The sequence below is a fragment of the Mesorhizobium sp. M0633 genome, assembly GCF_040320645.1.
In the GTDB taxonomy this organism is placed as follows: Bacteria; Pseudomonadota; Alphaproteobacteria; order Rhizobiales; family Rhizobiaceae; genus Mesorhizobium.
This window is the reverse complement of the sequence record NZ_JAMYQC010000006.1, coordinates 146,627-165,977: the sequence shown is the minus strand read 5'-3', so window position 1 is coordinate 165,977 and position 19,351 is coordinate 146,627. Positions and strand designations below refer to the sequence as shown.

Annotated in this window: 17 protein-coding genes; 11 read left to right on the top strand and 6 right to left on the bottom strand. The window is 63.6% G+C overall.

Features of this window, described 5'->3' with window-relative positions:
- Nucleotides 1–113 precede the first annotated feature (113 nt).
- The 7 genes from NKI47_RS08560 (at nt 114) to NKI47_RS08530 (ending at nt 7,255) form a co-directional block, all read left to right on the top strand.
- On the top strand, nt 114–923 hold the full coding sequence (locus tag NKI47_RS08560; RefSeq protein ID WP_023677380.1) for a DeoR/GlpR family DNA-binding transcription regulator: 810 nt from the start codon (nt 114–116) through the stop codon (nt 921–923).
- A gap of 55 nt (nt 924–978) precedes the next feature.
- Complete coding sequence (rhaS, locus tag NKI47_RS08555; RefSeq protein WP_352448664.1) at nt 979–1,974, top strand: rhamnose ABC transporter substrate-binding protein; 996 nt, start codon at nt 979–981, stop codon at nt 1,972–1,974.
- An 83-nt stretch (nt 1,975–2,057) separates the two neighbouring features.
- Complete coding sequence (locus NKI47_RS08550; protein WP_352589185.1) at nt 2,058–3,599, top strand: sugar ABC transporter ATP-binding protein; 1,542 nt, start codon at nt 2,058–2,060, stop codon at nt 3,597–3,599.
- Nucleotides 3,596–4,573, top strand: coding sequence for an ABC transporter permease (locus NKI47_RS08545; protein WP_352589182.1), 978 nt, complete (start codon nt 3,596–3,598; stop codon nt 4,571–4,573). The genes NKI47_RS08550 and NKI47_RS08545 overlap by 4 nt, the downstream gene beginning before the upstream one ends.
- The gene (locus tag NKI47_RS08540; RefSeq protein ID WP_352589179.1) at nt 4,570–5,571 is read left to right on the top strand and encodes an ABC transporter permease; all 1,002 of its coding nucleotides are present in this window, start codon (nt 4,570–4,572) and stop codon (nt 5,569–5,571) included. The genes NKI47_RS08545 and NKI47_RS08540 overlap by 4 nt, the downstream gene beginning before the upstream one ends.
- Entirely contained in the window at nt 5,571–5,888 is a 318-nt protein-coding gene (gene rhaM, locus NKI47_RS08535; RefSeq protein ID WP_352448660.1) for an L-rhamnose mutarotase, read from the top strand. Before NKI47_RS08540 ends, rhaM begins: the two co-directional genes overlap by 1 nt.
- Nucleotides 5,885–7,255, top strand: a complete 1,371-nt coding sequence (locus NKI47_RS08530) for an FGGY-family carbohydrate kinase (protein WP_352589176.1) — start codon at nt 5,885–5,887, stop codon at nt 7,253–7,255. The genes rhaM and NKI47_RS08530 overlap by 4 nt, the downstream gene beginning before the upstream one ends.
- 36 nt (nt 7,256–7,291) lie before the next feature.
- Here NKI47_RS08530 and NKI47_RS08525 read toward each other — a convergent pair whose 3' ends face one another.
- Together NKI47_RS08525 and galE are read right to left on the bottom strand one after the other, a co-directional pair.
- On the bottom strand, nt 7,292–8,542 hold the full coding sequence (locus NKI47_RS08525; protein ID WP_352589173.1) for a D-amino acid dehydrogenase: 1,251 nt from the start codon (nt 8,540–8,542) through the stop codon (nt 7,292–7,294).
- A gap of 43 nt (nt 8,543–8,585) precedes the next feature.
- Nucleotides 8,586–9,581, bottom strand: a complete 996-nt coding sequence (galE, locus tag NKI47_RS08520; RefSeq protein WP_352589170.1) for a UDP-glucose 4-epimerase GalE — start codon at nt 9,579–9,581, stop codon at nt 8,586–8,588.
- A 265-nt stretch (nt 9,582–9,846) separates the two neighbouring features.
- Between galE and hemA the strand changes: the two genes are divergently transcribed.
- Entirely contained in the window at nt 9,847–11,124 is a 1,278-nt protein-coding gene (hemA, locus tag NKI47_RS08515) for a 5-aminolevulinate synthase (RefSeq protein ID WP_023677371.1), read from the top strand.
- A gap of 53 nt (nt 11,125–11,177) precedes the next feature.
- Here the strand turns inward: hemA and NKI47_RS08510 are convergent, their stop codons facing one another.
- Nucleotides 11,178–12,344 carry a pyridoxal phosphate-dependent aminotransferase gene (locus tag NKI47_RS08510; protein WP_023677370.1) on the bottom strand — a complete coding sequence of 389 codons (1,167 nt, stop codon included), beginning with the start codon at nt 12,342–12,344 and terminating at the stop codon, nt 11,178–11,180.
- 111 nt (nt 12,345–12,455) lie between these two features.
- A complete protein-coding gene (mscL, locus tag NKI47_RS08505; protein ID WP_352488570.1) occupies nt 12,456–12,878 on the bottom strand; it encodes a large conductance mechanosensitive channel protein MscL in 423 nt (140 codons plus the stop codon).
- 232 nt (nt 12,879–13,110) lie between these two features.
- Between mscL and NKI47_RS08500 the strand changes: the two genes are divergently transcribed.
- Nucleotides 13,111–16,599 (top strand): PAS domain-containing hybrid sensor histidine kinase/response regulator, encoded by a 3,489-nt coding sequence (locus NKI47_RS08500; RefSeq protein ID WP_352589167.1) that lies wholly within the window; start codon nt 13,111–13,113, stop codon nt 16,597–16,599.
- Nucleotides 16,600–16,602: 3 nt separating this feature from the next.
- Here the strand turns inward: NKI47_RS08500 and NKI47_RS08495 are convergent, their stop codons facing one another.
- The gene (locus NKI47_RS08495; protein ID WP_502898030.1) at nt 16,603–17,265 is read right to left on the bottom strand and encodes a response regulator; all 663 of its coding nucleotides are present in this window, start codon (nt 17,263–17,265) and stop codon (nt 16,603–16,605) included.
- Nucleotides 17,266–17,366: 101 nt separating this feature from the next.
- Entirely contained in the window at nt 17,367–17,798 is a 432-nt protein-coding gene (locus NKI47_RS08490) for a hypothetical protein (RefSeq protein ID WP_352589161.1), read from the bottom strand.
- A 126-nt stretch (nt 17,799–17,924) separates the two neighbouring features.
- Here NKI47_RS08490 and NKI47_RS08485 point away from each other — a divergent pair, with 126 nt between their 5' ends.
- Nucleotides 17,925–18,275 carry a DUF952 domain-containing protein gene (locus NKI47_RS08485; protein ID WP_352576998.1) on the top strand — a complete coding sequence of 117 codons (351 nt, stop codon included), beginning with the start codon at nt 17,925–17,927 and terminating at the stop codon, nt 18,273–18,275.
- Entirely contained in the window at nt 18,272–19,348 is a 1,077-nt protein-coding gene (locus NKI47_RS08480) for a quinone-dependent dihydroorotate dehydrogenase (RefSeq protein WP_352589158.1), read from the top strand. The genes NKI47_RS08485 and NKI47_RS08480 overlap by 4 nt, the downstream gene beginning before the upstream one ends.
- Nucleotides 19,349–19,351 lie beyond the last annotated feature (3 nt).

The following is a 19,351-nucleotide window of genomic DNA, read 5'->3' as shown; positions in this document are numbered from 1 at the left end:
TCAATCACAAACGATCAACATCAATCATATTGCATTGCACAATGAAATTATCTGATCGGAAATGATTGACACTGCGCGCTTTGGGTGCCTAGATGCTCAGGCAGGGAGGAACCATGCACGAGAAAGAGCGCCACAGGATCATTCTGTCCGCCGTCCAGGAAAAGCCTGTGGTGACGGTGCAGGAGATGGTCGACCTGACGGAGTCGTCGGAGGCGACGATCCGGCGCGACATCGCGGCATTGCATGTGCAAAAACGGCTGCGCCGGGTGCGCGGCGGCGCCGAGGCGCTTTCGCCGCCGCAGTTCATCGGCCTTGCCGGCCGGCCCTTTTCCGTCAACGAGACCATCAACGCTTCGCAGAAGCGGGCAATCGCGCGGGAAGCCGTGGATCTGTGCAAGGACGGCGAGCCGATCATCATCAATGGCGGCACCACCACCTTCCAGATGGTGCATTTCCTGACCGGCCGCCGCATGCCGATCTTCACCAATTCCTTCCCGATCGCGGAGCACTTGCTCAGGCACTCCAAGAACACGGTGATGCTGTCGGGCGGCACCATCTACCGCGAGCAGAACATCATCCTGTCGCCGTTCGACAATGACGTGACGCGCAATTTCTACGCGCGCCGCATGTTCATGGGCGCGCAAGGGCTGGGGCCGCTCGGTCTTATGGAAGGCGACCCGCTGCTGATCCAGGCCGAGCAGAAACTGATCGACCAGGCAGACGAATTGGTGGTGCTGGTCGATTCCTCGAAGTTCCGCAAACGCTCGAGCCTGATCCTGTGCGGCCTGTCGCGCATCGCCACGGTGATCACCGACGACGCCATCGAGGATCGCGAAGCCAAGATGCTGGAGACCGCCGGCGTGACGCTGATCATCGCCCGCACAACGGCAACCAACAAGGAAGAATCTTCGCTGCAGGCCTGAGAACCACTCACGCCCGCAGCGGCGATGGAATGCAACGCTCAAGGGAGGATATTCGATGAGCTTTCTGAAGAAATTGATGGTTACGGCGGCGTTCTCCGCCGCCATGTTCGTGAATGCCGCCTACGCCGAAAACGTCAAGATCGCGCTGGTGGTGAAGTCGCTCGGCAACGGCTTCTTCGACGCCGCCAACAAGGGCGCCGAAGAGGCGGCCAAGGAGCTCGGCGATGTCGACATCATCTACACCGGCCCGACCAAGGCGACCGCCGAAGCGCAGATCGAAGTGGTCAATTCGCTGATCGCCCAGAAGGTCAATGCCATCGCCATTTCGGCGAACGACGCCGACGCGCTGGTGCCAGTGCTGAAGAAGGCGATGCAGCGCGGCATTACCGTCATCTCGTGGGATTCAGGCGTCGCGCCGGAAGGACGCCAGCTTCACCTCAACCCCTCCGATACCAACCTGATCGGTGAGACCATCATCAAGCTGGCCGCCGACTACCTGCCGGAAGGCGGCGATGTCGCCATCCTGTCGGCTTCTTCGACCGCGACCAACCAGAATGCCTGGATCGACGCGGCCAAGAAGGTGCTGCCGGAGAAGTTCCCCAAGATCAAGCTCGTCGCCACCGTCTATGGCGACGACGACTCGGCCAAGAGCACGGACGAAGCCAAGGGCCTGCTGAAGTCCTATCCGAACCTCAAGGCGATCATCGCACCGACCACGGTCGGCGTCGTTGCCGCCGCGCAGGTGGTGACCGACGAGGGCCTGATCGGCAAGGTCAACGTCACCGGCCTGGCGCTGCCGTCGGAGTTCAAAAAGTTCATCGACAATGGCGCCAGCCAGGCGGTTGCGCTGTGGAACCCGATCGATCTCGGCTACTCCGCCGTCTACCTCGCCCACGACCTGGCGGTGAAGAAGGAAGAGGCCAAGCCCGGTGCTACGCTGTCGATCGGCCGCGTCGGCAAGGTCACGCTCGACGACACCAACTCGGCTGCGATGGCTCCGCCATTCCAGTTCGACAAGTCGAACATCGAAAAGTTCTCCAAGATCTATTGATCCTGGAACCTTCGAAACGGTGCGGCGGGGCTCAGGTTCCGCCGCGCTTTCAAACGAACCTTGCTACAGGGCCTGATACGATTATGGACACGACAGCCCAGCACGAAGTGGCAAATGAAGCGCCTTTGTCATCCGGACCGCGCCTGACGCTGTCCGGCATCTCGAAAAGCTTTCCCGGCGTGCGGGCGCTGCACAATGTCGGCCTGTCGCTCTATCCCGGCCAGGTAACCGCGCTGATCGGCGAAAACGGTGCCGGCAAGTCGACGCTGGTCAAGATCATGACCGGCATCTACCAGCCGGATGCTGGCACGATCAGCATCGACGGCCAGCCGGTCACACTGCCCAGCGCCCACGCCGCGTTCGGGCACGGCATCACCGCCATCCACCAGGAAACCGTGCTGTTCGACGACCTGACGGTGGCCGAAAACATCTTCCTCGGCCATGCGCCGCGCACGCGTTTCAAAACCATCGACTGGCGCACCATGCGCAAGAATGCCCGCGAGGTGCTCGACACGATGGGCGCCGGCCATATCGACGCCGACGCCAGGCTGAAGGATCTCGGCATTGCCAACAAGCACCTGGTTGCGGTTGCCCGCGCCATGTCCATCGACGCGCGGATCGTCATCATGGACGAGCCGACGGCAGCGCTTTCGATGAAGGAGATCGAAGAGCTTTTCCTGCTGATCGAATTCCTCAAGAGCGACGGCAAGGCGATCCTGTTCATCAGCCACAAATTCGATGAGATCTACCGCATCGCCGACCGCTATACCGTGTTCCGCGACGGCGAGATGGTCGGCGAAGGCCTGATCAAGGACGCCGGCCAGAGCCAGATCGTGCGCATGATGGTCGGCCGCTCGGTCGATCACATCTTTCCGCAGCGCAAGGCCGAGATCGGCGCGCCGGTGCTGGCCGTCTCCGGCCTGTCGCACCCGACCGAGTTCGACGACATAGGCTTCGAGCTGCACAGGGGCGAAATCCTCGGCTTCTACGGCCTTGTCGGCGCCGGGCGCAGCGAGGTGATGCAGGCGATATCAGGCATCACCCGCACCAGCGGCGGCACGATCACGCTGGAGGGTAAGGCAATCGCGCCGAAATCGGCGGCGGATTCGATCTACGCCGGCATCGTCTATGTGCCGGAGGAGCGCGGCAAGCAAGGCGTGGTGATCGGCCTGCCGATCTTCCAGAATGTCTCGCTGCCCTCGCTCAAACGGACATCCAAATCCGGCATATTGCGGCTGGCCGAAGAGTTCGCGCTGGCTCGCTCCTATACCGAGCGGCTCGATCTGCGCGCCTCCTCGCTCAGCCAGGACGTCGGCACGCTGTCGGGCGGCAACCAGCAGAAGATCGTCATCGCCAAATGGCTGGCGACCGCGCCCAAGGTGATCATCCTGGACGAGCCGACCAAGGGCATCGACATCGGCTCGAAGGCGGCCGTGCACGGCTTCATGGCCGAGCTCGTCGCGCAAGGCCTGTCGGTGATCATGGTGTCGTCCGAATTGCCGGAAATCCTCGGCATGTCGGACCGCGTCGTGGTTATGCGCGAGGGCCGCATTGCCGCGGTCTACGACAATAAAGGGCTCGACGCCGAAACCTTGGTCCGGACGGCAGCGGGGATCGCGGCATGAAGGCTCTTCTCAAATACCGCGAGGTCTGGCTGCTGGCGGCAATCGTCGTGCTGATCGGGCTGATCTCCACGCGGTTTCCAGGTTTTTCCGATCCGGCCAACCTGCGCCAGGTGTTCAACGACACGTCGATCCTGATGATCCTGGCGCTCGGCCAGATGGTCGTCATCCTGACCCGCTCGATCGACCTGTCGATGGCTTCAAATCTCTGCTTCACCGGCATGGTGGTGGCAATGCTGAACGCCGCGCATCCGGCGATCCCGATCCCGCTGCTGATCGTCATCGCACTTCTGGTCGGCCTGGTGCTCGGCGCCATCAACGGCCTGCTGGTATGGCGGCTGAACATTCCCTCGATCGTGGTAACGCTCGGCACCCTCACCATCTACCGCGGTGCCACGTTCGTCATTTCAGGCGGCGCCTGGGTCAACGCCGACCAGATGAGCGCTGATTTCATCGGGTTGCAGCGCGCGGCTTTCCTCGGCATTCCGGTACTGTCGTGGATCGCCCTGCTGGTTATTGCGCTGTTCTTCCTCGTGATGACGCGCACCGCGCTCGGCCGCTCGATCTATGCCATCGGCGTCAACCCGACCGCATCGGTCTATGCCGGCATCGATGTCGGCCGGACGAAATTCATCGTCTTCTGCATCTCGGGGATGATCGGCGGCCTCTGCGGTTATCTCTGGATTTCGCGCTACGTCATCGCCTCGGTCGAGGTCGCCAACGGCTATGAGCTCAACATCATCGCCGCCTGCGTCATCGGCGGCATCTCGATCGCCGGCGGCATCGGCTCGGTCGGCGGCGCGGTGCTCGGCGCGCTGTTCCTCGGCATTATCTCCAACGCGCTGCCGGTCATCAATATCTCGCCCTTCTGGCAGATGGCGATTTCAGGCAGCGCCATCATCCTGGCCGTGGTGCTCAACGCGCGCGGCGAACGCCGGCAAGGCCGCATCATTCTCAAAAAGGCGGAAGCGGCATGACCGACACCCCTGCCCCACGCCACATTCCCGATCGGCTCGACAAGCCGCTGACGTCGGCGATCTTCTCATGGGAGGCGCTGCTGGTCGTCGTGGCGGTTGCCATCTTTGCCGTCAACAGCTTTGCCTCGCCCTACTTCCTCGACGCGTGGTCGCTGTCGGACCTGACCTTCAACTTTACGGAAAAGGCGCTGATCGCGCTGGCCATGGCGCTGCTGATCATCTCGGGCGAAATCGACCTGTCGGTGGCCGCCATCATCGCGCTGGCGTCAACAATGATGGGAATGGCGGTGCAGGCCGGCGCCGGCATGCCTGAACTGGTGGCAATCGGCCTCGTCGTCGGGCTCGGCTGCGGCGCCTTCAACGGACTGCTCGTCACCAGGCTCGGCTTGCCGTCGATCGTCGTCACCATCGGCACGATGAGCCTGTTTCGCGGCATTGCCTTCATCATCCTGGGCGACCAGGCCTACAAGGGCTATCCCGCGAGCTTCGCCTTCTTCGGCCAGGGCTATGTCTGGTGGGTGGTGTCGTTCGAACTGACGCTTTTCCTGGTCGCGGCAGTCGTCTACTGGTTCCTTCTGCACCGGACGAGCTTCGGCCGCCGGGTCTTTGCCATCGGCAACAACCCGGTCGCGGCGCAGTTTTCCGGCGTACGCGTCGGCCGTATCAAATTCATCCTGTTTTGCCTGACCGGCCTGATGGCGGGCATCGCCTCGGTGCTGATAACATCGCGGCTCGGCTCGACCCGGCCGTCCATCGCACAGGGCTACGAGCTGGAAGTCATCACCATGGTGGTGCTCGGCGGCGTCAGCATCCTGGGCGGCGCCGGCAGCATTCTGGGTGTGGTGCTGGCCGCCTTCATCATGGGACTGGTGACCTTCGGCCTCGGCCTGCTCAACGTGCCGGGGATCGTTATGTCGATCTTCATCGGCCTGCTGCTGATCATCGTTATCGCGCTGCCGATCCTGTGGCGGCGAGTGCGGCGGGAGCGCTTTGCCTGATGCCGGAGAAATACGCGTTCAAGATGAAGCTCAATCCGGGCATGAAGGCCGAATACAAGAGGCGCCACGACGACATCTGGCCGTCGCTGGTCGCGCTGCTCAAACAGGCCGGTATCTCCGATTACTCGATCCATCTCGACGAAGAGACCAACACCTTGTTCGGCGTGCTGTGGCGCCGTGACGACCACGGCATGGACGAATTGCCGAAGCATCCGGTGATGCAGCGTTGGTGGGCCGAGATGGCGGACATCATGGAGACCAAGCCGAACAACGAGCCGGTGGCGGTGCCGCTGGAAACAATGTTCCATATGGAATGACCCGCCACGTCGCCGTCATCGATATCGGCAAGACCAACGCCAAGGTGGCGCTGGTCGATCTTGCCGCAGCAAGCGAAGTCGCGCTGCGCAGGATGGTGAACGAGCCGGTTCGGCAAGGCCCGTACCCGCACCATGACGTCGAGCGGTTATGGGCGTTTATCCTTGGCAGCCTGGCCGAGATCGATCGCGAGCAGCGCATCGATGCGATATCGATCACCACCCATGGCGCTACGGGCGTGCTGGTCGACGCATCAGGCGAACTGGCGCTGCCGGTGCTCGACTACGAATTCGACGGGCCGGATGCCCTTGCCGGGGACTATGACACGATCCGTCCGGCGTTCTCCGAGACCGGCACGCCGCACCTGCCGGCCGGCCTCAATCTCGGCGCGCAGCTGTTCTGGCAGCAGAAGCGCTTTCCGGCGGATTTCGCCAGAACCGCAGCGATCCTGATGTATCCGCAATACTGGGCCTTGCGCCTGACCGGCATCGCCGCCAGCGAGGTGACTTCGCTCGGCTGCCACACCGATCTGTGGAACCCGTGGAAAGCGGATTTTTCGTCGCTGGTCGACCGGCTGGAATGGCGCCGGCTAATGGCGCCGGTGCGGCCGGCCAAGGACCGCCTGGGCCCGATCCTGCCCGCTCTCGCGCGGCAAACCGGCCTCGACCCGCAAACGCCGGTGTTTTGCGGCCTGCACGATTCCAACGCCTCGCTGATGCCGCATCTCCTGTCCGACAAGCCGCCTTTCTCCGTGGTCTCGACCGGCACCTGGGTGGTGTCGATGGCGGTTGGCGGCAACAAGATCGCGCTCGACCCGGCACGCGACACGCTGGTCAATGTCAACGCGCTCGGCGATCCCGTGCCCTCGGCGCGCTTCATGGGTGGCCGCGAGTTTTCCGTGCTGACCGAGGGCCAATCGGAGAACTGGACGGAAGACGATGTTGCCACGGTGCTGGCGCGCAAGACGTCCCTATTGCCCTCGACCCAACAGGGTTCGGGGCCGTTTCCGTATCATACCGCATCATGGCTTAACGCGGACGGTATGAGCGTCGGCCATCGCTTTGTCGCCATCTCGTTCTACCTGGCGCTGATGACCGCGACCTGCCTCGACCTGATCGGCGCGGACGGTCCCACCATCGTCGAAGGACCCTTCGCCCGCAACCGGCTGTTCACCCGCATGCTGGCTGCGGCGGCGGCGCGCGCCGTCATTGCCTCCGAGGCTGCGACAGGCACCAGCATCGGCGCCGCCTTGCTGGCGTCGGACCAGGGGACACCGCAAGGCAGAGGCGAAAGGACCGAACCGTCGGCCGATCCACTCTGGACAAGTTACGTGCGCTCCTGGCGTTCGGCGGTCGACGAACGAGCCTGACCGCCGAGCTCATGGCGCCCTGATGTCTGGAGATGCCTAGTTCCTGTAGAGCAATCCTTGCGGATCGATCTCCGGCTTGCGGCCGGCGACCACGTCAGCAAGGAATTTTCCCGAACCGCAGGCCATGGTCCAGCCGAGATGGCCGTGGCCGGTGTCGAGATAGAGATTGTCGTACCGCGCCCGTCCGATGACCGGCACGGAGTTCGGCATCATCGGGCGAAGTCCAGCCCAGAGCTCAGCCTTGCTCTCGTCGAAAGCGCCGGGGAACAGGTCCTTGCCGGTGTTCAGGATCGAGTTGAAATCGCGTGGCTTGAACGTGCGGTCGAAACCGGTGAACTCCGCCGTCGAGGACATCCGCAGCCGATTTCCCAGCCTGGAATAGCCGATCAGCCGGTCCTCGTCGGCGCCGCCCATGATCGGCCCCTTGCTTTCATCTTCCAGCGGAACAGTCACGGTATAGCCCTTCACGGGATAGACGGGCAGGTCGATGCCGTAGCGGCGGCCGAGCAGACCGCTCTCCGGCCCCATCGAGATAACCACAGCGTCGCCGATTATCGGGCCGGCCGAGGTCATCACCGCGCGCACCCGGTCGCCGTCGATGTCGAGGCCTTCGACCGTGGTGCCGTAGAGGAATTGGACGCCGAGTTTCTCGGCGGCATAGGCAGCGAGGTTCTGCGTGAATTGGCTGGAGTCGCCGGTCTGGTCGATCGGCGAATAGACGCCGCCGGCTATCTTGTTCTTGGCGCCGGCAAGGCCGGGCTCGAGCTCGACCAGCCGGTCGCGGCCGACGATCTCGATCGGCAGGCCGTGTTCGCCGAGATAGCGATAATTGTCGGTGCCGGTATCAAAGCTCTGCTGCGAGCGGAAGAAATACAGAATGCCTTTCTTGCGCTCGTCATAGTGGATGCCGGTTTCGGCCGAGACGGCGTTGATGCAGTCGCGCGAATAGAGCGCCAGACGAAGCTTGACGTCGGTGTTGGCGCGCATGCGCTTATGCGTGCACTGGCGCAGGAAGCGCAGGCTCCAGGCGAAAAAATACGGATCGAAGCGCAGGCGCACCTTGATGCCGAGATCGTGGTTGTAGAGGCCACGCAGGAACGTCTTCAGCGCGGCTGGCGAGGCCCAGGCGGTGGCGTCTCCGGGCGACACCAGGCCGGCATTCGACCGGCTGGTGCCGCGTGCTGCCGCCGGATGGCGCTCGATCACCGTCACCTCATGGCCGTCGCTGGCCAGATAATAGGCCGCCGCCGTACCGACGGCGCCGGCCCCAAGCACCAGGATTTTCATTCCGCCCCCAGCGCGCTGAACCAACCTTTGCGGAGAGCCCACTTCACCCCAGAGCCGAATTCTTGCTGGTCAGGATGCGCTCCCAGGCAAGCGCATCGGCAACTATCTGGTCGAGGTTGTCGCGCTGCGGGGTCCAGCCGAGCTCGCCGCGCGCCAGCTCCGAATTGGCGACGACCGCGGCGGCGTCGCCGGCGCGGCGATCGCCCATCCGTACCTCGAAATCATGGCCGAAGACGCGGCGGACGCTGTCGATGACCTCGAGCACCGAATAGCCGTGGCTGTAACCACAATTGGCGACCAGGCTCGATCCGCCGGCACGCAGCCGCTGAAGCGCCAGCCGATGCGCCGCCGCCAGGTCGCTGACGTGGATATAGTCGCGCATGCAGGTACCGTCCGGCGTCGGATAGTCGGTGCCGAACACCTGCATGAAGGGGCGCTTGCCGAGCGCCGTCTCGCAAGCGACCTTGATCAGATGCGTGGCACCGGGCGTCGACTGGCCGGTGCGGCCCTTCGGATCGGCGCCGGCGACGTTGAAATAGCGCAGCGCCGTATAGCGCAACCCATGGGCAATTGCCGCGTCGCGCAGCATCCATTCGCTCATCAGCTTGGACAGGCCATAGGGCGATTCCGGCGCAAGCCGGGCATCCTCGCGCACCGGCTCCAGGCCGGCGCCGCCATAGACGGCGGCGGTCGAGGAAAAGATGAAATTGGGCACGCCTTCGCGCACCGCAGTCTCGATCAAGGTGCGCGTCTTGCAGGTGTTGTTCTCGTAATAGGCAAGCGGGTCGGCGACCGATTCGGGGACCACGATCGAGCCGGCGAAATGGATGATCGCGTCGACCTTATTGTCGCGAATGATCGAGGCGACCAGTTCCCTGTGGGCGAGGCCGCCGACGACGAGCTTTGCTTCCGGGGCCACCGCCCATTCAAAGCCGGTAGAAAGCCGGTCGAGGACGACGACGTTGTCGCCCGTGTCCAGCAATTCCCAGACCATATGGCTACCGATATAGCCGGCACCGCCTGTCACCAAAACCGTCATCCGCATCCTCGCTATTCATGATTTGTCGGAACTGTCTCAATCGTCGCCTTACTGGAAAACCTGCCGCCAAGCCATTAGAACCTGCGGTAACCGGTCTCATCGGCGCGTGGCATTGTCGTGAAACAAGATTGATCCACATCAAGGGAATAGGCCACGTTCCGTGGTCGTTAGGAACAGGCTCGGGGCGTGGCATTTTGACCAAAAAGGCCAGATGGACGACGAATGGGCCAATGACTATGATCCCGCGCAAAACTGGGAAGGCGACATGAACTATCAGCGGTTTTTCGAGGAAGCGATCGACCAGCTCCATGCGGAGCGTCGCTACCGCGTCTTCGCCGACCTTGAGCGTATTGTCGGGAAATTCCCGCGCGCCATCTGGCGCGCCAATGGCCGCGCCGAGGAAATCACCGTCTGGTGCTCTAACGACTATCTCGGCATGGGCCAGCATCCCGACGTCATTGCCGCCTTCCAGAAGGCGGCAGGCAAGATGGGGTCGGGGGCCGGCGGCACCCGCAACATCTCCGGCACCAGCAACCCGCTGGTCGAGCTCGAACTGGAGCTGGCCGACCTGCACGACAAGGAAGCCGCACTGGTTTTCACCTCCGGCTTCGTTTCCAACGAGGCGTCGATCTCGACCATTGCAAAGCTGCTTCCCAATTGCCTGATCATCTCGGACGAGCTCAACCACGCTTCGATGATCGAGGGCGTGCGGCGCTCAGGCGCCGAGAAGAAGATCTTCCGCCATAACGACGTCGCGCATCTCGAAAGCCTGCTGCAGACAGCCGGCCGCGAGCGCGCCAAGCTGATTGTCTTCGAGAGCGTCTATTCAATGGACGGCGACATCGCGCCGATCAAGCAGATCGTCGATCTCGCCGAGCGCTACAACGCCATGACCTACATCGACGAGGTCCACGCCGTCGGCATGTACGGGCCGCGCGGCGGCGGCATCACCGAGCGCGAAGGGCTGGCCGACCGCATCGACATCATCGAGGGCACACTGGCCAAGGCGTTCGGCACGCTTGGCGGCTACATCGCCGGCAACACTGCGGTGATCGACGCGGTGCGCTCCTATGCGCCGGGCTTCATCTTCACCACGGCGTTGCCGCCGGCGATCGCTGCCGCGGCAACCACCTCGATCCGCCATCTCAAGCGCTCGCAGGCCGAGCGCGATGCGCAGCTGCGTCAGGCGACACGGACCAAGCAAGTGCTGGCCGCGGCCGGCCTGCCGGTGATGGAGTCGCCTACCCACATCGTGCCGCTTCTGGTCGGCGATCCCGAGCTCTGCAAGATGGCCACCGACCGCCTGCTCGGTGTGCACGGCATCTACATCCAGCCGATCAACTACCCGACAGTGCCGCGCGGCACCGAGCGGCTGCGCATCACGCCGACACCGTTCCATTCGGACGCGCTGATCGCGTCGCTGCAGGACGCACTGGTCGAGACATGGGACGCGTTGGGGATTCCGTACGGGTCCGCCGGCCGACCGTCGGTCGCCAAAAGCGATCGCGTCATTCCGCTGCTGGTGCCGAAGTCGGGCGGCTGAAGGTCGTTTAAAACTCTACGCCGAGAACCATTTGGTCGTCAGAGCGAAGTCGCTCAGACAGTCTTCATCCATTTCGCCAGCCTATTTGCCGCTTCCTCGAGCTGGTCGAGGCGGCGGTGGAAGCACAGCCTGAGGAAGGCTTCGCCGCCGGGGCCGAAGGCGGTGCCGGGCGCCAGGCCGACATTGGCGCGGTCGACCATGTCGAAGGCGGCAGCGCGGGAATCGGTGATGCCGTCGACCGCAAAGAACAAATAGAATGCGCCCTGCGGCACTGTGAACCGCGCCCTGCCGGTGGTAGCGAGAATGCCGCAGACCAGGTCGCGCGCCGCCCTCGCCCGCTCCACCTGCTCGACGATGAAGGCGTCGCCTTCGTCGAGGGCGACGACGGCGCCGCGCTGCATGAACTGCGCAACGCCGGAAGTCGAATACTGGACCAGGTTCTCGAACACCTGCTGCAAGGCGGGATGGATCTTGATCCAGCCGATGCGCCAGCCGGTCATCGCCCAGTTCTTGGAAAAGGAATTGACGAACAGGATGCGATCCTCATCGGCCATGATGTCGATGAAGGACGGCGCGCGGCCATGGCCGTAATGAAACAGCGAGTAGATCTCGTCGGCGATGATCCACAGGCCCCTTTCGCGGGCGAGATCGAGGATCGCCTGCAGCGTCTCCTTGTCGGCGGTCCAGCCGGTCGGGTTGGACGGCGTGTTGACGAACAGCGCCTTGGTCCGTGGCGTGATCGCCGCTGCGATCTTGTCGACATCGCAAGACCAGCCATTGCCCGACTGATCGAGCGTGACCGCGACTGGAACGGCGCCCGCGATGCCGGCGGCGGCGGCGAAGTTCGGCCATGCCGGCGACAGGTAGACGAGTTCGTCGCCCTTGCCGGCCACCGCATCGATGGCCATCTGGATGGCATGCATGCCGGAGCCGGTGACGATGAATTCCTCGTTGGCGAAAGTCTTGCCGAAATGCCTGGTGTAGTAGCGGGCGAGCGCCTGCCTGAGTTCAGGAATGCCCCTCTGCCAGGTGTAGAAGGTTTCGCCGCCAGCCATCGCCTTGGCGGCTGCATCGGTGATGAAGGCAGGCGTCGGCAGGTCGCCCTCGCCGGCCCAGAGCGGGATCATGCCGTCGCGGCCGCGGCCGCGATTCATGACGGCGACAATGCCGCTTTCAGGCGCCGCCCGCGCTTCGGCGCGCAGAGTATCGATCAGGGTCATGGATGGGTCCGTTTTCGTTTGCTCGACTGCTAGCGTGTTTCAGGGCGGACGAAAACAGAAAACCCCGGCCGCAAGCGACCGGGGTTTTGGTCCAGAAAGTTACCGCAGGCGCTACTTTCTGGCGAGGAGATCGCGAATTTCGGTGAGCAGCGCGACATCGGCCGGCGGCGGGGCAACCGGGGCGGCCGGTTTCTCGCGCTCCAGCCGCTGGCGCAGATTGTTCACCGCTTTGACCATCAGGAAGATGATGAAGGCGAGGATAAGGAAGTTCAGCGCCACGGTGATGAAGCTGCCATAGGCGAAGACCGCGCCCTGTTTCTTTGCCTCAGCCAGCGATGTGGCGTTAACGGCCGAGGACAAGGGCAGAAAGTAGTTGTTGAAGTCCAATCCGCCCAAAATCGCCCCGATGACCGGCATGATGATGTCGTCGACCAGCGAGGTGACGATCTTGCCGAAGGCAGCGCCAATGATGACGGCGACGGCCAGGTCCATCACATTGCCCCTGGAAATGAATTCCTGAAATTCTTTCAGCATTCGACCCTCCTTGTCCTGACCGGCCGTGCTGCCGTCCACGCCTCGGCATCGACCGGCGGGCAGAATAGCAAAAACCTGCGGTTGCGACAGGCGCAAAGACGTGTTTCCCCGGCCTGGATTGCGCGAAGCCGCGGCCATAATGCGCCGAAAGCCGCGATGGACTCGGTGGCCAAGCTGTGATTGCGTCTGCAAGGCCGGATGAAAAAATCGGCGCAGGGAGGAAGTTCGAGCCGTGCAGGGCTGGTTCATCGTCATCATCGCGATCGCCTATGTGACGTTGCTGTTTGCCATCGCCAGCCTGGGCGACCGCCGCTCGACTTCAACCGGGCCCGGCCGCGCCCGGCCGTTCATCTATGCGCTCAGCCTCGCGATCTACTGCACCTCCTGGACTTTCTTCGGCTCGGTCGGCCTGTCCTCCGAGCGCGGCCTGGAGTTCCTCGGCATCTATATCGGACCGGTCCTGGTGTTCGTGTTCGGCTTTCCGCTGCTGCAGCGCATCGTCAGGCTGGCCAAGACCGAGAAGATCACCTCGATCGCCGACTTTCTCGGTGCCCGCTACGGCAAGAGCTTCGCTGTCGCGGCGATCGCCACGCTGATCGCGACCATCGGCGCCGTGCCGTATATCGCGCTGCAATTGAAGGCAATCTCCGGCTCGGTCAGCCTGATGGTCGAGCACTATACCGGCTCGCCGCCGTCGTTCGATCCGTTCGTCAGTGACATCTCGCTGGTCGTGGCCATGCTGCTGGCGCTGTTTGCGGTGCTGTTCGGCACGCGCCATGCCGATGCCACCGAGCACCAGGACGGGCTGGTGCTGGCTGTGGCGGTCGAGACCGTGGTCAAGCTCGCCGCCTTCCTGGCGATCGGCCTGATGGTCACGTTCCTGATCTTCGGCGGGCCAGGCGATATGTTCGACCAGCTCGCCGAAAACACGCAGGTGCGCAAGGCGATGGGCTACAACACCTCGCTCGCTACCTGGCTGGTGCTGACATGCCTGAGCGGCTTTGCCATCCTCATGCTGCCGCGCCAGTTCTACGTCACCATCGTCGAAAACCGCAGCGAGGCCGAGCTGCGCACCGCGACATGGGTGTTTCCGCTCTATCTGGTGGCAATCAACCTGTTCGTGCTGCCGATCGCATTGGCCGGCCTGGAACTGGTCGGCCCCAGGACCAGCAGCGACCTTTACGTGCTGTCGCTGCCGCTGTTCAGCGGCCACGACGTGCTGGCCATGGCCGCCTTCATCGGCGGGCTGTCGGCGGCGACCGCAATGGTGATCGTCGAAAGCGTCGCGCTGTCGATCATGATCTCCAACGACCTGGTCATTCCGCTGTTCGTGCGCCGGCTGCTGCGGACCACGACATCCGAGAACGAGGACTGGTCGACGCTCATCCTCAATGTACGGCGGGCGGCGATCTTCATCATGCTGTTCATCGCCTTTCTCTACTACCGCGAGAGCACCAACAGCGCGCGGCTGTCCTCGATCGGCCTGATGTCGTTCGCCGCGATCGCGCAGTTCGCGCCGGCAATGATCGGCGGCCTGGTCTGGCGCGGCGCCAACGGAAGGGGTGCCGCACTTGGCATGGTCGCCGGCATCGTCGTCTGGAGCTATACGCTGCTGCTTCCCTCGCTAGTCGCGCCCGATACCGGCATCCTCGTCCACGGCCTGTTCGGCTTCGATGCATTGCGGCCGCAGGCTCTTTTCGGCACCGTCGCCGAGCCGCTGAACCATGGCGTGCTGTGGAGCCTGTCGATCAACACGCTGTTTTTTGTGTTCGGCTCGCTGTCGCGGGCGTCGGTGCCGCTGGAACGCATCCAGGCGTCGATCTTCGTGCCGCGCGAAGCGGGTCCGCTGCCCAGCCTGCGCCGCTTCCGCACCACCATTACCGTCAACGACCTCAAGGACACGATCGCGCGCTATCTCGGTGTCGAACGGACCGAGCGGTCCTTTCAGTCGTTCGAAAAGAGCAGCGGCACTTCACTGCTCGGCAACGAACAGGCCAGCATGGATGTCATCCGCTTCTCCGAGCAGCTTCTGGCCAGTGCCGTCGGCTCATCCTCGGCGCGGCTGATCCTGTCGCTGCTGCTGCGCCGCAACGACCGCGAATCCAAGGACGCCTTCCGCCTGCTCGACGATGCCACCGAGGCGCTGCAGCACAATCGCGATCTGCTGCAGATCGCACTCGACCAGATGGAACAGGGCATCACTGTCTTCGACCGCGATTTCCGGTTGATTTGCTGGAACCGCCAGTACCGGGCGCTGTTCGACCTGCCCGACGAGATGGGCCAGGTCGGCGTCTCACTCGATCGTATCCTGCGCCACCTTGCCGAGCGCGGTGACATACCGGCAGACCAGCGCGTCACCATGCTCAACCGCCTGACCAGCTTCGTCAGCCCATGGCAGATGGAGCTGAAGACAAGCGGGCGCATCCTGGAATTGCGCTCCAATCCGATGCCGGACGGCGGCATCGTCGCCACCTACGCCGACATTTCTGGACGCGTCGAGCAGGATCTGGCGCTGAAGCGCGCCAACGAATCCCTGGAACAGCGAGTGAAGAGCCGCACCGCCGAGCTCACCCGCGTCAATGAGGAGCTGGCGCAAGCGCAGATGCTGGCCGAGGAGGCCAATCTCGGCAAGACCCGCTTCCTCGCTGCCGCCGGCCACGACATCCTGCAGCCGCTGAACGCCGCCCGCCTCTATTGCTCGTCGCTGATCGAGAAGACCGGCAAGGGACCTGCCGGCAAGGCGGCGATGAACATCGAATCGTCGCTGGAATCGGTCGAGACCATCCTCGGCGCGGTGCTCGACATTTCGCGCCTCGATGCCGGCGCGATGAAGCCGGACGATACGAGCTTCGGCCTCGACGGGCTGCTGCGCCAGATCGGCAACGACTTCCGGCCGCTTGCCGCCGAAAAGAAGCTCGAACTCTCGATCATGCCGTCGTCGCTCAGCGTCATGACGGACCGCAATCTGCTGCGCCGGCTGATCCAGAACCTGGTTTCCAACGCCATCAAGTATACGCGCCGTGGCCGCATCCTGGTCGGCGCGCGGCGGCGCGGCGAACTGGCCGAGATCCAGGTTATCGACACCGGCATCGGCATTGCCGGCGACGAGCTCAACACCGTGTTCCGCGAATTCACCCGGCTCGACGAGGGCGCACGCGAGGCGGAAGGCCTCGGCCTTGGGCTCTCCATTGTCGACCGCATCGCCCGCGTCCTGCGCCTCGAAATCCGGATCTTCTCCAACCCAGGCAAGGGCACACGCTTTTCCGTGTTGCTGCCGGTGGTGGCCGTGCAGGCACCGCGGCGCGAGGCCGAGGCGAAGCCGCCTGCCCGTGCCGCGGCCTCGCTTGCCGGGCTCCATGTGCTCTGCATCGACAACGACGTCCGCATCCTCGACGGCATGCGGCTGCTGCTCGAGGGTTGGGGCTGCAGCGTCGACACGCTTTCCGGCGCGGAGGATCTCGAGAGGTCCGGCGTGCATCGGCCGGACATCGTGCTTGCCGACTATCATCTCGACAACAGGACCGGCCTCGAATTGATCGCCCAGTTGCGTGCGATCCATGGCGAGGACCTGCCGGCCGTGCTGGTCACCGCCGACCGTTCCAGCGAGGTTCGCGCCGCTGCCGGCAGGCTCGACGTGCCGGTGATCAGCAAACCACTGAAACCGGCGATGCTGCGCTCGATGATGGCCAGGGTCAGGCCGCTGGCGCCGGCGGCCGAATAGGAATCAGCCGGCCGTCTGCAGCGGGTCGCTGCCGATTTTGGACAAAAGGATCACCGCCTGAGTGCGGCTGTCGACGCCGAGCTTCTGCAGGATGGCCGAGACATGCGCTTTGATCGTCGCTTCGGAGACCCCGAGCTCATAGGCGATCTGCTTGTTGAGCAGCCCCTCAGCCAGCATGCCGAGCACGCGCGTCTGCTGTGGGGTCAGCGCCTGCAGCCGCTTGATCAGGTCGGAAATCTCGGGATCGCGCTCCACCCCGAGATCGATGCCGACGGGAGCCGCGATATCGCCGGCAAGCACCGACTGCACCGCATTGCGGATCTCCTCCATGCTGGCCGATTTGGAGATGAAGCCGGAGGCGCCGAGATCGAGCGCGCGCCGGATCGTCACCGGATCGTCATGCGCCGAGACCACCATCATCGGCACCGCCGGATGGATGCCGCGCAGCGAAATCAGGCCGGAAAGACCGCTTGCCCCCGGCATCGAGAGATCGAGCAGCACCAGATCGACATCCTCATTGGCCAGGACCAGCGCCTTGGCGCTTTCGAAATCGCCAGCCTCGTGAATGGCGGCAACATCTCCGATGCCCGCGAGAGCCTCCCTCAATGCACCGCGAAAAAGCGGGTGATCATCGGCAATGAGGAATGTGTAGCCCAACGGTGATATCCCTCCCCGAATCCCGTTGGCGATTTTCCGCCTTACGGGACCTGAACTTATGCGGCGGCGCCAGCTGTTTCGAGCGGCATGCCGTAGGCGATTCCAGGTCCTCAGGTCTTTTGCGAATTGAGCTTGGCGCCGTCGTCGTCCTTGTCCATGTCCTTGACGATATCCATGAAGCTGCGCAGGAAGCGCTCCATGTAGCCCATCGTCTTGTTGAAATCCTCCTCGCTGGGCAAAGTCGATTCGAAACGCGCGGCAAGCGAATTTTCGAGCTTGGCGACGCGTTCGTCGAGCGCCTTCACCGAATTTTGCAGCCGGTCGACCTCATCTTGTAGGGCGGCACGTTCGTCGGCCGCCGTCTTGCAGACGAGCTGGCCGGAGCGTTCCTCGCAGAGCGACATGGCGCCGGTTTGCGTATCCATGCGGACATAGCCATTGGCCGATTTCTCCAACCGGTAGCGATCGGCTTCCTCGGAAAAGGCCGACGCCGCGACAAGCGACACCAGTGCTGCGGGGATCAAGACGTGTTTCAGACGCATGTTTTCCTCCATGAGCCAGTCGGCGCAATCTATCACAGTTTGCGCCTGAAATGGGGACGAACCTGAAATGGGGAAGAACACGGGCCTGCCCTTCCCCGCGTGGTCGGTTCGGACTATAGCGCAACGATGTCCGAGATCATCTACAAGATAGTTCCCGAGGTGCTGTGGCGCGAGGCTGAAAGAGAAGGCGGCTTCACCGGCGCGCCGATCGACGTCGCCGACGGCTTCATCCATTTTTCTACCGCCGGGCAGGTTCGGGAAACGGCGGCCAAACATTTCGCCGGCCAAAGCCGGTTGCTGCTGGTCGCCGTCGATAGCGCGCGCCTCGGCGATGCGCTGAAATATGAGGTCTCGCGCGGCGGCGCCCTGTTCCCGCATCTCTATGGCGGGCTCGGCCTCGATGCGGTCGTTTCGGTGCAGGCATTGCCGCTCGGCGCTGACGGCCGGCATGAATTCCCGGCGCTGGAGGCCGAATGAGCGCGTTCGACCGGATCGGCCAGAAACTGCTGTTCACGCTCGATCCGGAAACCGCGCATGGACTGTCGATCGCCGCGCTGAGATGCGGGCTGCCGGTCGCCGGTCGTCCGCCGCAGGACAACAGGCTAAAGGTCAGCCGTTGCGGACTCGATTTCCCGAACCCGCTCGGCATGGCCGCGGGTTACGACAAGAATGCCGAAGTGCCGGACGCGCTGCTCGGCCTCGGCTTCGGCTTCGCCGAGGTCGGCACGATCACACCGCTGCCGCAGACGGGCAATCCGAAGCCGCGCATTTTCCGGCTGCCTTCGGACGGGGCGGTGATCAACCGGCTGGGCTTCAACAATGAGGGCCACGACGCCGCGGAAAAGCGCCTTGCCGCCCGCATGGGCCGTGCCGGCATCGTCGGCGTCAACATCGGCGCCAACAAGGACAGCACCGACCGCGTCAGTGACTATGAACGCGGCGTGGTCCGGTTCGCGCGATATGCCAGTTATCTGGCAATCAACATCTCCTCGCCGAACACGCCGGGCCTGCGCAACATGCAGGCACGCGAACAGCTTGGCGACCTCCTGTCGCGGGTCATGGCCGCGCGTGCGGCGGCACCGGCAAAACCGCCCGTGTTCCTCAAGATCGCGCCGGATCTGGTCGAGGCCGAGCTTGAGGACATCGCCGCCGAGATCAGCGATAAGCAAATGGACGGCGTCATCGTCTCCAACACAACGATCGCGCGAGCCGGCCTGAGCAGCGCCGGCTTTGCCGGCGAGACCGGCGGGCTTTCGGGGAAACCCTTGTTCGAACGCTCGACGATCATGCTGGCTAAGATGCGAAAACTGCTTGGCCCGGATCCCACCATCATCGGCGTCGGCGGCGTCGATTCCACCGAGACGGCGCTGGAAAAGATCCGTGCCGGCGCCGACCTCGTGCAGCTCTACACCGGCATGATCTATGCCGGGCCTGCGCTGCCGGGGCGTATTCTTTCCGGCATGGTCCGTTTCATGGACAGTCAACGGCTGAAGTCGCTGCGCGAGCTTCGCGACAGCCGCCTCGATCAATGGGCGGCGAAACCGTTTTAGCGA

Excerpts from the sequence above, each read along its gene's own strand:
- NKI47_RS08560 (WP_023677380.1), top strand. The coding sequence starts at position 114 with ATGCACGAGAAAGAGCGCCACAGGATCATTCTGTCCGCCGTCCAGGAA.
- rhaS (WP_352448664.1), top strand. The coding sequence starts at position 979 with ATGAGCTTTCTGAAGAAATTGATGGTTACGGCGGCGTTCTCCGCCGCC.
- NKI47_RS08550 (WP_352589185.1), top strand. The coding sequence starts at position 2,058 with ATGGACACGACAGCCCAGCACGAAGTGGCAAATGAAGCGCCTTTGTCA.
- NKI47_RS08545 (WP_352589182.1), top strand. The coding sequence starts at position 3,596 with ATGAAGGCTCTTCTCAAATACCGCGAGGTCTGGCTGCTGGCGGCAATC.
- NKI47_RS08540 (WP_352589179.1), top strand. The coding sequence starts at position 4,570 with ATGACCGACACCCCTGCCCCACGCCACATTCCCGATCGGCTCGACAAG.
- rhaM (WP_352448660.1), top strand. The coding sequence starts at position 5,571 with ATGCCGGAGAAATACGCGTTCAAGATGAAGCTCAATCCGGGCATGAAG.
- NKI47_RS08530 (WP_352589176.1), top strand. The coding sequence starts at position 5,885 with ATGACCCGCCACGTCGCCGTCATCGATATCGGCAAGACCAACGCCAAG.
- NKI47_RS08525 (WP_352589173.1), bottom strand. The coding sequence starts at position 8,542 with ATGAAAATCCTGGTGCTTGGGGCCGGCGCCGTCGGTACGGCGGCGGCC.
- galE (WP_352589170.1), bottom strand. The coding sequence starts at position 9,581 with ATGACGGTTTTGGTGACAGGCGGTGCCGGCTATATCGGTAGCCATATG.
- hemA (WP_023677371.1), top strand. The coding sequence starts at position 9,847 with ATGAACTATCAGCGGTTTTTCGAGGAAGCGATCGACCAGCTCCATGCG.
- NKI47_RS08510 (WP_023677370.1), bottom strand. The coding sequence starts at position 12,344 with ATGACCCTGATCGATACTCTGCGCGCCGAAGCGCGGGCGGCGCCTGAA.
- mscL (WP_352488570.1), bottom strand. The coding sequence starts at position 12,878 with ATGCTGAAAGAATTTCAGGAATTCATTTCCAGGGGCAATGTGATGGAC.
- NKI47_RS08490 (WP_352589161.1), bottom strand. The coding sequence starts at position 17,798 with ATGCGTCTGAAACACGTCTTGATCCCCGCAGCACTGGTGTCGCTTGTC.
- NKI47_RS08485 (WP_352576998.1), top strand. The coding sequence starts at position 17,925 with ATGTCCGAGATCATCTACAAGATAGTTCCCGAGGTGCTGTGGCGCGAG.
- NKI47_RS08480 (WP_352589158.1), top strand. The coding sequence starts at position 18,272 with ATGAGCGCGTTCGACCGGATCGGCCAGAAACTGCTGTTCACGCTCGAT.